The sequence below is a fragment of the Kribbella sp. NPDC048915 genome, assembly GCF_040649595.1.
Lineage (GTDB): Bacteria > Actinomycetota > Actinomycetes > Propionibacteriales > Kribbellaceae > Kribbella.
This window is the reverse complement of the sequence record NZ_JBEZFT010000004.1, coordinates 34,486-46,886: the sequence shown is the minus strand read 5'-3', so window position 1 is coordinate 46,886 and position 12,401 is coordinate 34,486. Positions and strand designations below refer to the sequence as shown.

Genomic DNA, 12,401 nt, shown 5'->3' with positions numbered 1-12,401 from the left:
GTCTGTCGTGCGAAGGTCTGCACTCCCGGCCGCCGCCCTGGCGAGCATGCTGTTGCTCGGTGCTTGCGGCAACGACTCCGACGATGGCGGCCGCCCGGTCCCGGTCGGCGAAGGCGGCGGTACGACGTCGAGTACGCCGAGCGAGTCCACCGAACCGACCACGACCGTCAGCGCCCCGACGCGGCCGGCCACCAGCGCCAAGCCGACCGGCCAGACCCAGCAGGTGATCGTGCGGGCCGGGAACTTCGCGTCGAACCCCGCCGTCCAAGGCCTCGTGACCAGCTACCCGCTCTACTTTCAGGCCCTCGTCGCCAAGGACGACACGATCCTGAAGAAGCGGTTCCCATCGTTCTTCTACGCCGATGTCTCGCAGGGCATCCAAGACGCCAAGCGGAACGGCTGGGTGATGAGGCCGCCGGGCAGTGTCGTCGTCGTCGGCGCCCGGAGTACCGACGACGGGACGGTAGCGGTGCAGACCTGTCGCTCGCAGACGACGCAGTACTGGGATCCGAAGACCCGGAACTGGACCGTCGTCACCCCCAAGGGCTCGCCCGAGGTGATCGAGATGATCAAGACGGGGGTCGGATGGTTGCCGTACCGGCTGGCGACCAGCAAGGGCGTGAACTGCGCGAGCGTGCGTTATCCGGCCTAGGTCGGAATACGACCTTGCGAGGTTGCGAACAGGTGACGGGGTACTGGGCAACGGGCATGATGCACCTGGTCGAAGATAATCTGCCGGAAGACAAGTCTGGGGAGTGAGGATGCACAACCGAGTAGGCCGCACATTGCTCGTCCTGAGTGCTGTGTTCGCGCTGCTCAGCGCCGTCCCGGCCACGACCGCGTCCGCCGAGACGATCCATCGTGGGAACTCCGTCTGCAGCATGTACGTGAACGCCGTCGGCTTCGGCGCGTACTGCAGCTCGGGCCAGGCCTACATGGGCGGCGGGAATCCGCCGCCGACCTGGCGTGAGCGGCTGAACGGACGACCGTTCGTTCCCTGCCGGGACTTCGACATCCCCGAAGGCATCCGGTTGCCGAAGGCGCCGGAGGGCAAGAGCTGGGTCCTGCGGATCACGATCACCGACTACAAGCTCGACTCCTACAACGGCGGTCCGAACGCTCACCTCGAGCGGGCGTACGTCGCGGTGGACGAGGCCGAGCGGGCGCAGTGCCCGTTCCCGGACTACATGCAGCAGTTCTGGTGGCGCTTTCAGAGCACTTACCCGTCGCCGGCACTGCAGATCATGCCGACGTACACGCCGCGGGTGAATGTTCCGGCCTTCTTCACCCTGACCCCCGAGAGCTCGATGGTCCTGAAGCAGACGGGTGATCTGAGCGGCTACTACGACCCGACGCACAACCTGACGATGCGCGGGATGGTCGTGGAGATGACGATCGACCCGGGTGACGGCACCGGACCGTTCACCTGCAAGACCGGTGTGACGCCGGCCGACGACCCTGACGGCTACGACCAAACCAAGGATCCGGACGAGCAGATCAACCCGTGCAAGCACACGTACAAGAAGTCGAGTGCGGATCAGCCGGACGGGATGTACACCGTCAAGCTGACGATCACCTGGGATGTCTCGTACTGGATCGGTAAGGCCACCGGCTGGACGTCGATCGGGCGAGCGAATGTGACTGCTGTGCAGCGGCTGCCTGTGCAGGAAGTTCAGGCTATTGGTGGCTGATCTGGATGGCTGACATGGTGGTTGACGGTGGGGGTATGGAGGCGTGATGGTCAGGACGAATGAGCCCGTGCGGGCGGCGCGGTTGCCGCAGCAGCGGTCGGGGAGTCCGGGCGCGGACCGGCTGAAGGGTTTCGTCGCGCTGCTCGCGATCCTCGCGATCGTCGGCGGTGTGCCGTACGTGCTGCTGCGCTTCTTCGGTACGCCGTGGCCGGACTCGATGCCGAGTGCGGACATGCTGCTCAGCGAGCTGAGCGTCGAGACCGTGCTGGGCATCATCGCGTTCGTCATCTGGCTCGCGTGGCTGCACTTCGTGATCTGCCTGATCGCGGAGGCGGTCGCGGAGATCCGCGGCCACGGTTTGTCGCCACGGGTCCCGTTGGGCGGTGGTTCGCAGGCGCTGGCACGCCGGCTGATCGGCACCGTCGTACTGATCGCGGCGGGTGCCGGTGTGAGCCTGCCGGTTGCGAGCGCGGCCACCGCGAGCGGTCCGGCCGCGCCGACCTCGGTGAGCGTGAGCCAGGGCGGCGACCAGAGCTCGGCGTCGCAGTTCCGGCAGACCGAGCCGGCGAGCAAGGTTCTCACCGGCGGCCACCAGCAGCAGTCGAAGACCAGCGTCGGGGTCCGGACGAACAACGATCACAAGGGTCAGGTCGTCAAGTACACCGAGGTCCGCCCGCCGCAGGGCCGCAACTACGACTGCCTGTGGGACATTGCCGAGCGCTACCTCGGTGAGGGCCGCCGGTACAAGGAGATCTACGACCTCAACAAGAACAAGCTGCAGCCCGACGGCCGTCGCTTGACGAACCCGGATCTGATCCTGCCGGGCTGGCAGGTGCGGCTGCCCGCGGACGCCAAGGGCCCGGGTGTGCACACGGTGCGGGTCAGCATCGGCGACCACACCAAGACCACGACCAAGACCACGACCAGCACCAAGACAACCGTCAGCACCCGGACCGAGACGCCGGCGAAGCCCACGGTCGAGAACAAGACCGAAACCCGCACCGAGAGCAGCGGGCCCGGCCGGTACGCCGAGCAGGGGATCGAGAAGCCGTCGTCGGTCGTGATCGGCAGCTCGAAGAACGACCCCGGCGCGAAGAACGTCAAGCCGGGTCAGCCGAACGTCATCGCCGAGCCGCACGCGCCCGGCACCGGCCGGACCGAGCACGGCGAGCCGGCCGCGGGTGGTACGCGGGTGCCGGAGGCGACGCCGGCACCGGTGGACGACGGTTTCGACGTGAAGCAGGCCGGAATCTTCGGGCTCGGTGCGACGCTGCTCGCTGCCGGTCTCGCACTGGCGCTGAAGCGCCGTCGCGGCTGGGCGCAAGGCCCCGGGCCGAAGGCCGCCGGCCACCGGCAGACCGAGGTCGGGTTGCGGCTGGCGTCGGACGTGCCGACCGCGCAGTTCGTCGACAACGCGCTGCGGAAGCTCGGCGCGGACATGACCCAGTTGCAGCGCCCACTGCCGAAGGTGGTCGCCGCGCTGGTGACCGACCGCGCGCTCACCCTCGTGCTCGACCCGTACGGTGCGAACCCCGAGCCGCCCGGTCCGTGGCAGGCGATTGCCGACGGCACCCGTTGGACCTTGCGACGCGCCTACGCGCCGAACGCCGACGTGAATGCGCCGGCGCCGTACCCGACGCTGGTGACGGTCGGCCAGAACGCCGACGGTGCCACGGTGCTGATCGACCTCGACACGGCGAACGGGATCGTCGCGTTCGGTGGCGTTAACAACGCCTCCCGCGACGTGGTCGGTTCGCTGGCCGTCGAGCTCGCGACGAACCTGTGGTCTGAGGGCGCGCACATCAGCATGGTCGGATTCGGTGACGACCTGTCGTCGCTGGCGCCGGCCCGGCTGAGCTACTGGGTCCGTCTCGACGACGCGATGGCCGAGGTTGTCCGCCGGTCCGAGGCGCAACTGCAGGCCTGCGAGCGGCGCAACGTCGGCTCGGTCGCCGAGGCCCGGATGTCGCACCCGGACGCCGCGCTGTGGGGCCCCGAGATCGTGTTCCTGTCCGCGCCGCCCACGCCGCAGGAGCAGGAGCAGCTGAACCAGCTCGCCGCGGACACCAAGCGCAGCATCGCGGTCGTCGTGGTCGGCGACGTACTGAACTCGCCGTGGCGGTTCGTCGTGGACGAGAAGAACCAGGCCGTCTGCCGGCTGCTCGGCCTCGAGGTGGACGCGCACAGCGTCAACCCGGAGCAGTTCGCCGACCTGGTCGCGCTGTTCGACGCGGCCGAGGCTGACGCGCGCGACAAGCGGCGCTCGGAGCAGGACATGCCGGCGTACGAGTTCTCGACCACCGACCTGAGTCAGCCGGCCCCGGTCGAGGTCGACCTGCTCGGCCCGGTCGAGGTCGATGCCCGTGGCACCATCGACGAGGGCCGGATCGCCCTGTCGACGGAGATCATCGCGTTCCTGGCCAGCCAGGACTACGGCGTGCACCCGAACGTCCTCGCCGGTGCGATCTGGCCGCGCGGAATCAGCCCGGAGTTGCGCGACGCGGCGCTCGAGCACACCCGCCGCTGGGTCGGTGTCGACGCAATGTACGCCGACGAGTCCGGCCGCTGGATGCTCAACCGCAGCGTCGTCCGCGTCGACTGGGACGTCTTCCGCACGCTGTCCAAGCAGGCGTCGATGGTCGACGACCCGCGCGGGCCGCTGTCGACGGCGCTCAGTCTGGTGCACGGCCCGGCCTGGTCGAACCTGCCCGCCGGCCGCTACTCCTGGCTGGCCGCGTCCGGCGTCGAGCGCCGGATGGCAGAGGCCGTCGTCGACGCCGCACTGCGGCTCGCCGAGGCGTCGGTCGCGTACAACGACGGAGGCACTGCCCGGACGGCGCTGCAGACCGGCCTGACCTTCTCGCCCGCGTCCGAGGAACTGTGGCGCGCCACGCTCCGCCTGGCCGCCCACTTCGGCACCACCGCCGACGTCACCAACGTCGCCGCCCAGATGTACGCCGCCCTCGCCAAACACGGTGGCCCCCGCGGCGCCGAAGCCGAAACCGACGCCCTCGTCGACGAACTCCTCCCCGGCTACCACCGCCCCGCCCAAGTCGCCTGACCGAGTCGCCTGACCGAGCCGCCTGACCCAGCGGCCCGGGCCAGGTCGCCTTGGTTCGAGCACCTAACTCCGTCTCCGCAAACCCTCCACTTGAATGGGCACCCCTTGAGCTGAAGGGTTGCCCATTCAAATTTCCGCTGGGCAACCCTGCACTTGGATGGGCAACCCTTCAGCTAGGGGGTTGCCCTGTGAGGTGGAGGGTTGCCCGCTCAAGTGGAGGGTTGTCGCGGTGTGGGTGGCGCGCTTGGGACAGGAAGGGGTGGGGGAGCTGGGGCGGGTTCGGGGTGGGTCAGAGGGTTTGGGCGGACCAGGTGTCGCAGGCGGTCATGTCGCCGGATTCCATGCCCTTGGTGAACCAGCGCATGCGCTGTTCGGCGGTGCCGTGGCTGAAGTTCTCCGGGGTGACCTGGCCCTGGGTCTTCTGCTGGATGCGGTCGTCGCCGACCGAGGCGGCCGCGTCGAGGCCGCGGGCGATGTCGTCGTCGGAGAGTTCGGTGATCAGCGGCTGACCGCTGCTGTTGGGCACCGTGGTCGCGTGGTTGGTCCAGATCCCGGCCAGGCAGTCGGCTTGCAGTTCCGAGCGGACGGCGTCGGATGTCGGGCCGTTGCGGGACTTGATCCGGCCGAGGATGCCGTACAGGTTCTGGACGTGGTGGCCGTACTCGTGCGCCACGACGTACGCCTCGGCGAACTCGCCGCCGCGCGCACCGAGGTCCTGCTCGAGGGTCTGGAAGAACCCGATGTCGAGGAAGACCCGCATGTCCGGCGGGCAGTAGAACGGGCCGACCGCACTGGTTGCCGGACCGCAGCCGGTGTTCACCGAGCCCTCGAAGACCCGCATCGGCGCGCGGGTGTACTTCTTGCCGCGCCGGGGCAGCTCGGCGGCCCAGAAACTCTCGATCGAGTTCTGGTAGAAGACGAACCGGCAGTCCGAGTTCGACTGCAGGTCACTGCCCTTCTTGCACGAATCGAGGTTACCCGCTGCCGTGTTCCGGACCGCCGGTTCGTCGCTGCCACCTCCGCCTGGCAGGCCACCGGTCAGGAGCAGGATCACGATCAGCAGGATGATGCCGCCGATGCCGCCGCCGACCGGGATCGTCCCGCCCGGCAGGCCACCGCGGCCGCCACCGCCACTACCGCGGGTGTCCTCGACACCGCTGGTGTCGAGATCCGCATCCGGATTGAATTTCACCCCACCTACACTAGACCTCGGAGCGGGGGATTTCGGGGTGTCGCGACGCCGCCGTACCGCCGTGCCCGCCCCGCCAGACCCTGTGTTCCGCCCATCCCAGCCCGTAGCTCACCGTAAGGACGCCTGCGACCCCCGATGATCACTGTTTCCCATCTCGAGGTTCGCGTCGGTGCCCGTCAGCTGCTCGCGCCCGCCTCCTTCCGGGTCGGCCCGGGCGACAAGGTCGGCCTGGTCGGCCGGAACGGCGCCGGGAAGACCACCCTCACCAAGATCCTCGCCGGCGAGGGCCTGCCGGCCAGCGGCACCGTGACGTCGTCCGGCGAGATCGGCTATCTCCCGCAGGATCCGCGGACCGGCGACCTGGAGGTGCTGGCGCGGGACCGGATCCTCGCCGCGCGCGGTCTGGACGAGGTCGTACGGCGGATGCGCTCCGCCGAGAAGTCGATGGCCAGCGCGGACGAGAAGACCCGCGCCAAGGGCATGCGGCGGTACGAGCGCGCCGAGGCGGATCTGCACGCCGCGGGCGGGTACGCCGCCGAGTCCGAGGCGGCCCGGATCGCGGCCAACCTCGGGCTGCCGGAGCGGGTGCTCGGGCAACCGCTGGCGACGCTGTCCGGCGGTCAGCGCCGCCGGGTCGAGCTGGCCCGGATCCTGTTCGCGCAGGCCGACACCCTGCTGCTCGACGAGCCGACCAACCACTTGGACGCCGACTCGATCGTCTGGCTGCGCGACTTCCTGAAGTCGTACGCCGGTGGCGTGATCATGATCAGCCACGACGTGAACCTGCTCGAGGAGACCGTGACCCGGGTGTTCCACCTGGACGCGAACCGGGCCGAGATCGACATCTACAACGTCGGCTGGAAGGCGTACCTGAGCCAGCGCGAGACCGACGAACGCCGCCGCAAGCGCGAGCGGGCGAACGCGGAGAAGAAGGCGTCGCAGCTGATCGACCAGGCGAACAAGATGCGCGCCAAGGCGACCAAGGCGACCGCCGCGCAGCAGATGCTGCGGCGCGCCGAGCAGCTGATGTCCTCGCTGGAGGAGGAACGCCAGTCCGACCGCGTCGCGAAGATCGCGTTCCCGACACCGGCGCCGTGCGGCAAGACGCCGTTGATGGCGCGCGAGTTGTCGAAGTCGTACGGCTCGCTGGAGATCTTCACCGACGTCGACCTGGCCATCGACAAGGGCTCGCGGGTCGTCGTCCTCGGTCTGAACGGTGCCGGCAAGACGACGCTGCTGCGGATCCTCGGCGGCATCGAAAAGGCCGACACCGGTGAGGTGATCGAGGGGCACGGCCTCAAACTCGGGTACTACGCCCAGGAGCACGAGACCCTCGACGTGAACCGGACCGTCCTGGAGAACATGAAGACCGCCGCGCCGGACCTCAACGAGACGCAGGCGCGTAGCGTGCTCGGCTCGTTCCTGTTCACCGGCGACGACGCGGACAAGCCGGCCAAGGTGCTGTCCGGCGGTGAGAAGACGCGACTCGCGCTCGCCACGCTGGTCGTGTCGGCGGCGAACGTCCTGCTGCTCGACGAGCCGACCAACAACCTCGACCCGGCGTCCCGCGCCGAGGTGCTGAACGCGATCCGCTCGTACACCGGCGCGATCGTGCTGGTCACGCACGACGAGGGCGCGGTCGAGGCGCTCGAGCCCGAGCGGGTGGTCCTGCTGCCGGACGGCGTCGAGGACCTCTGGTCGAACGAGTACGCCGACCTGGTCTCGCTGGCCTGATTACTTCTGAGTAATATCCGGGTATGACGGATCCCGGAGTGCGGTTGTCGGTGCAGGGACCGGTCGCGCGCGTCGTGCTCGACCGGCCGGAAGTGCGCAACGCCCAGACGCCCGCGATGTGGAGCGCGCTGGCCGAGTTCGGTACGGCGCTGCCGCCCGAGGTCCGGGTGGTGATCGTGTCGGGGGAGGGGCCGTCGTTCTCGGCGGGTCTCGACCGCCGGTTGATCATGGGGGAGAACGACCTCGGCCAGGAGCCGCTGCTCACGCTCGGTGCGAAGCCGCGGGACGAGGTGCTCGACCTGATCGCACGCTTCCAAACCGGATTCTCCTGGCTGCGGCGCCCGGAGATCCTGAGCATCGCGGCCGTGCAGGGTCATGCGGTCGGCGCGGGCTTCCAGCTCGCCCTGGCCTGCGACCTGCGCGTGGTCACGCCGGACGCCCGCTTCAGCATGCGGGAACCGTCACTCGGCCTGGTCCCGGATCTGGGCGGTACGAAGCCGCTCGTCGAACTCGTCGGCTACTCGCGGGCCCTGGAGATCTGCACGACCAGCCGCTGGGTCGAGGCGGCCGAGGCGAAAGAGGTCGGCCTGGCGAACATCGTCGTCCCGGCCGGCGAGCTGGAAGCGACGGTCAAGGATCTGACCGCCGCGCTGCTCGGCCCGCTGCCGGGCGCGATCCGCGAGACCAAGGCGTTGCTCCTCGGTGCCGCGGACCGCTCGTACGACGATCAGCTCAAGGCAGAGCGGGAGGCGCAGGAGCGCCGGTTGAAGGAGCTCCTGGTCGCTCTCGGCTGATCAGGGCGGGTCTGGCGATCCCTAGTGCCAGTTGCTGACGAGAATGTCGTTCGGGGACGGTGCGCCGGCGCCGGTTTCGACGTACTGCTTGAGGCTCATCAGGTACGTCGCCCACTTGGTGCTGCAGTGGTACATGAAGTTGACCGGCTCCCGCCAGCCCTCGTGTTTGAACAGGACGATCGTGTAGTCGTCGACCTGGGACAGCCGGAAGCTGACGTGGGTGCCGATCCACTCGTCCGGGCCGCCGACGACCTCCCAGCGGACCAGCTCCGGCGAGTTCTCGAGAACCTTCATGTCGAACCCGTCGCCGCCGGCGCTGGCGAAGCGGAACTCGATGACCTCATCCGGGTCGCCTTTCGTGTCCTCGGTCCACCAGCCGGCCAGGCCGTCGATCGTGGTGAGGGCTGTGTGTACGTCGGTCAACGGCGCGATCACGCCGACCCGGTGCAGGATGTCGCTCATGGTTGCTTCCCTTCGTGGTTTTCGATCGCTTCCGCGATGCGCTTGATCCGCTGCAGCCGCCGGTCCCAGGTGCGGGCGACGTCGGTGAGTTGGTCGAGCGCGCGGGCGAGTTGGTCTTCGTCGACGGTGTAGCGGCGTTCGCGTCCGGATGGCGCGGAGCGGACGAGGCCGGCCCGGTCGAGCACGGTGAGGTGTTTCGCGACCGCCTGCCGGGTGACTGGCAGCCGCTCGCTGAGACCGGTCGCGGTGCCGCCGCCGTCGGCCAGCAGCAGATCGAGCATCCGCCGCCGCGTCGGGTCGCCGATCGCCGACCAGAGCTCGTCGTCGATCACGGCCGGTGCGCCAGCCGGTCCGCGTACGGCGCGATCCGGGGCAGGAAGTAGTCCCAGCCGCTGGTGTGGTCCTGGAGCATCTCGTCCGGCTTCGCAGCCTCGTCGTACCCGGTCTCGGCGAAGCGGAGCAGCGTGCCGCCGTCGGCCGGCACCAGGTCGAAGGTGACCAGCAGCGAGTTCTCCGCCGTGGCGACCTCGCCGCGGTAACCCCAGCGGAAGACGAACCGGCGCGGCGGCTCGGCCTCGACCACCGTGATCGGCTCGACCTTGTCGCCGTCGTCGCGCCGGAAGCTGACGCTTCCGGTCGCGCCGGGCACCGGTTCGAGGTCGACGTCGTCCGGCCACCACTCGCGCAGGTGCTCGGGCGAGCTGATCACCTCGTACACCACCTCGGGTGCGGCCGCGATCGTGATCTCCCGCTCGATACTCCTGGGCATCTCTTCATCCTTTCGCAACCTTTGGTTGCATATGACTGTAGCCCGCGCCGGATTGATGTGCAACCAAAAGTTGCGGGAAGTGTGGCTGGGCACCAGGTGTTGAGAAGATGCGTGCAGACGAAGGGAGCCGGATGTCCGGAATGATGCGGCCCGGCATGGGGGCGATGGGCTGGCGGCGCCAGGACACGTCCGTTCTGGACCAGAAGTTGGCCAAGGGAACGCTGCGGCGGATCGTCCGGTTCGCCCGCCCGTACCGCTGGCACATCACGGCGTTCCTGCTCCTGGTCGTGGTGTCCGCGGTCCTCGTGGTCGCGTCGCCGCTGCTGTTCAAGAAGATCGTCGACGACGGCATCTCCAAGGGGAACGCGGGTCTGGTGACGGCGCTCGCGCTACTGGTCGCCCTGCTCGCGGTCGTCGAGGCGGCGCTCGGCTTGGTGCAGCGCTGGTTCTCGGCGCGGATCGGGGAAGGGCTGATCTTCGACCTGCGCACCAAGGTGTTCGCGCATGTGCAGCGGATGCCGATCGCGTTCTTCACCCGGACGCAGACCGGCGCGCTGGTCTCGCGGCTCAACAACGATGTGATCGGCGCGCAGCAGGCCTTCACGTCCACGCTGTCCGGCGTCGTCTCGAACGTCATCAGCCTGCTTCTCGTCGTCGGCGCGATGCTGGCGCTGAGCTGGCAGTTGACGATCGTCGCGATCCTGCTGCTGCCGATCTTCCTGATCCCGGCGCGCATCCTCGGCCGCCGGCTGGCCGCGATGACGCGCGAGCAGATGCAGTTGAACGCCGAGATGTCGACCGCGATGACCGAGCGGTTCAGTGTCGGCGGCGCGCTGCTGGTCACGCTGTTCGGACGCCCGTCGATCGAGAACGCCGACTTCGGCGAACGCGCCGGCCGGGTGCGCGACCTGGGCATCCGGATCGCCATGCTGGGCCGGGTCTTCTTCACCGCGCTGACCCTGGTCGCGGCGCTGGCGACGGCACTTGTGTACGGCGTGGGCGGCAACCTGGCGGTCCGTGAGACCTTGACGATCGGGACGCTCCTGGCGCTGGTCGCCCTGCTCGGCCGCCTGTACGGTCCGCTGACCGCACTTTCGAATGTTCGCGTCGACGTGATGACCGCGCTGGTGTCCTTCGAGCGGGTCTTCGAGGTGCTGGACCTCGAACCGATGATCAAGGACGCTCCTGAAGCGCGTGATCTGCCACGCGATGCCGCAAGCGTCGAGTTCGAGCACGTTTCGTTCTCGTACCCGACGGCCGACGAGGTGTCGCTCGCGAGCCTCGAAGCGGTCGCGGTGCTCGACAAGCGCGTCTCGGCGCAGGTGCTCGAGGATGTGAGCTTCGCCGTACGGCCCGGGCAGATGGTCGCGCTGGTGGGGCCGTCGGGTGCCGGCAAGACCACGATCACCAACCTGGTCGCCCGGCTGTACGACGTCAGCGGGGGAGCGGTGCGCATCGGCGGGCACGACGTACGGGACGTGACGCTGCAGTCGTTGCACGACACGATCGGGTACGTGACGCAGGACGCGCACATGTTCCACGACACGATCCGCGCCAACCTCGTGTACGCGAAGCCCGAGGCTACCGAGGACGAGATGATCGCGGCGCTGCGGGCGGCGCAGATCTGGGACCTGGTCGAGGCGCTGCCCGACGGACTGGACACCGTGGTCGGCGACCGCGGCCACCGGCTGTCCGGCGGCGAGCGGCAGCGGCTCGCGATCGCCAGGTTGTTGCTGAAGGCGCCGAAGATCGTCGTCCTCGACGAGGCGACCGCGCACCTGGACTCCGAGTCCGAGGTCGCCGTCCAGCGGGCGCTCGACACCGCGCTGGAAGGCCGGACGTCGCTGGTGATCGCGCACCGGCTGTCCACGGTGCGCAATGCCGACCAGATCCTGGTGGTTGACCGCGGCAACATCGTGGAGCGCGGCACGCACGACCAACTGCTGGCGGCCGGCGGCGAGTACGCTGAGCTGTACCAGACTCAGTTCAGGGAGTCCGACACAGCGGCAGGTGTCTGATGATCAAACTGGCTCTCGCGCTGGCGGCCGGCTACGCCGGCTATCAGGTCGCGTACCACTCCGAGGACGGCAAGCACTACGGGCGGACCGGCGAGCGCACGGTCCGCACCACCCTCGCGCTGGTGATGGCCTGCCTGGCCGGCGGGGTCACTTACGCTGCTCTGCTCCAGCACTAGCCGGCTTCGAGTCGTGCTCCAGCAGATGGAGCACGGGTACGCCGAGGTGCCGGCGCGCCGAGTTGGTCCAGTCCAGGTGGAAGAACTCCGCCACGATGTGCGGCCGGGTCAGGATGATGACCTCGCGCCCGTTGACCGCCTGCACGGTCGCGACCAGAGCGTCAATCGGCCGGTCGTGGGAGATCCCGCCCTCGGCGAGCCGGCCGAGGTCCCGGAGCCGCTGCACGCTGCGGCCACTGCAGCCCTTGGCCTCGCTGTCGATGGCCTTCTGTGCTTCCGCGAGGTCCTGGCGCTGACCGGCCAGACCAGGCCCGTACAGGTCCGCGGTGCCCAGTGCGCTGATCGATGCTTCGACGCCCGCTTCGGCGTTGTGGCACGGTACGAGCACGTGGTACCTGACCTGTTCAGGCATGTCCTGATGCAACTCGACGACGCGTTTCGCGTCAGGCTCCGACAGCTCCTTCTCGACGAGCAGGACGACGTCGTACATCACGCCACCTCCGG

At 68.8% G+C, this 12,401-nt stretch carries 12 protein-coding genes; 7 read left to right on the top strand and 5 right to left on the bottom strand.

Features of this window, described 5'->3' with window-relative positions; all coding sequences use genetic code 11:
• Positions 1-7 precede the first annotated feature (7 nt).
• The 3 genes from AB0B82_RS03510 to AB0B82_RS03500 all read left to right on the top strand — a co-directional run bounded on the left by AB0B82_RS03510 (position 8) and on the right by AB0B82_RS03500 (position 4,752).
• On the top strand, positions 8-652 hold the full coding sequence (locus AB0B82_RS03510) for a hypothetical protein (RefSeq protein ID WP_360162028.1): 645 nt from the start codon (positions 8-10) through the stop codon (positions 650-652).
• 109 nt (positions 653-761) lie between these two features.
• Positions 762-1,691 (top strand): hypothetical protein, encoded by a 930-nt coding sequence (locus AB0B82_RS03505; protein ID WP_360162026.1) that lies wholly within the window; start codon positions 762-764, stop codon positions 1,689-1,691.
• 46 nt (positions 1,692-1,737) lie between these two features.
• On the top strand, positions 1,738-4,752 hold the full coding sequence (locus tag AB0B82_RS03500; protein ID WP_360162024.1) for a hypothetical protein: 3,015 nt from the start codon (positions 1,738-1,740) through the stop codon (positions 4,750-4,752).
• Positions 4,753-5,041: 289 nt separating this feature from the next.
• Here AB0B82_RS03500 and AB0B82_RS03495 read toward each other — a convergent pair whose 3' ends face one another.
• Positions 5,042-5,944 carry a neutral zinc metallopeptidase gene (locus AB0B82_RS03495; protein ID WP_360162022.1) on the bottom strand — a complete coding sequence of 301 codons (903 nt, stop codon included), beginning with the start codon at positions 5,942-5,944 and terminating at the stop codon, positions 5,042-5,044.
• Positions 5,945-6,079: 135 nt separating this feature from the next.
• On the opposite strand from AB0B82_RS03495, the gene AB0B82_RS03490 reads away from it, so the two are divergent.
• Complete coding sequence (locus tag AB0B82_RS03490; protein WP_360162020.1) at positions 6,080-7,678, top strand: ABC-F family ATP-binding cassette domain-containing protein; 1,599 nt, start codon at positions 6,080-6,082, stop codon at positions 7,676-7,678.
• Positions 7,679-7,701: 23 nt separating this feature from the next.
• Positions 7,702-8,472: an enoyl-CoA hydratase/isomerase family protein gene (locus AB0B82_RS03485; RefSeq protein WP_360162018.1), complete on the top strand. Its 771-nt coding sequence runs from the start codon at positions 7,702-7,704 to the stop codon at positions 8,470-8,472.
• Positions 8,473-8,493: 21 nt separating this feature from the next.
• On the opposite strand, the gene AB0B82_RS03480 is transcribed toward AB0B82_RS03485, so the two are convergent.
• From AB0B82_RS03480 to AB0B82_RS03470, 3 genes are read right to left on the bottom strand one after another with little or no spacing between them, the layout of a single operon-like run.
• Positions 8,494-8,934 carry an SRPBCC domain-containing protein gene (locus AB0B82_RS03480; protein WP_360162016.1) on the bottom strand — a complete coding sequence of 147 codons (441 nt, stop codon included), beginning with the start codon at positions 8,932-8,934 and terminating at the stop codon, positions 8,494-8,496.
• Positions 8,931-9,266: a metalloregulator ArsR/SmtB family transcription factor gene (locus tag AB0B82_RS03475; protein WP_360162014.1), complete on the bottom strand. Its 336-nt coding sequence runs from the start codon at positions 9,264-9,266 to the stop codon at positions 8,931-8,933. Before AB0B82_RS03475 ends, AB0B82_RS03480 begins: the two co-directional genes overlap by 4 nt.
• Positions 9,263-9,703 carry an SRPBCC domain-containing protein gene (locus AB0B82_RS03470; RefSeq protein WP_360162012.1) on the bottom strand — a complete coding sequence of 147 codons (441 nt, stop codon included), beginning with the start codon at positions 9,701-9,703 and terminating at the stop codon, positions 9,263-9,265. The genes AB0B82_RS03475 and AB0B82_RS03470 overlap by 4 nt, the downstream gene beginning before the upstream one ends.
• 164 nt (positions 9,704-9,867) lie before the next feature.
• Here AB0B82_RS03470 and AB0B82_RS03465 point away from each other — a divergent pair, with 164 nt between their 5' ends.
• A complete protein-coding gene (locus AB0B82_RS03465; protein ID WP_360162294.1) occupies positions 9,868-11,721 on the top strand; it encodes an ABC transporter ATP-binding protein in 1,854 nt (617 codons plus the stop codon).
• On the top strand, positions 11,721-11,897 hold the full coding sequence (locus AB0B82_RS03460; RefSeq protein ID WP_360162010.1) for a hypothetical protein: 177 nt from the start codon (positions 11,721-11,723) through the stop codon (positions 11,895-11,897). Before AB0B82_RS03465 ends, AB0B82_RS03460 begins: the two co-directional genes overlap by 1 nt.
• Here the strand turns inward: AB0B82_RS03460 and AB0B82_RS03455 are convergent.
• Positions 11,869-12,387, bottom strand: coding sequence for a hypothetical protein (locus AB0B82_RS03455; RefSeq protein WP_360162008.1), 519 nt, complete (start codon positions 12,385-12,387; stop codon positions 11,869-11,871). The genes AB0B82_RS03460 and AB0B82_RS03455 overlap by 29 nt on opposite strands.
• Positions 12,388-12,401 lie beyond the last annotated feature (14 nt).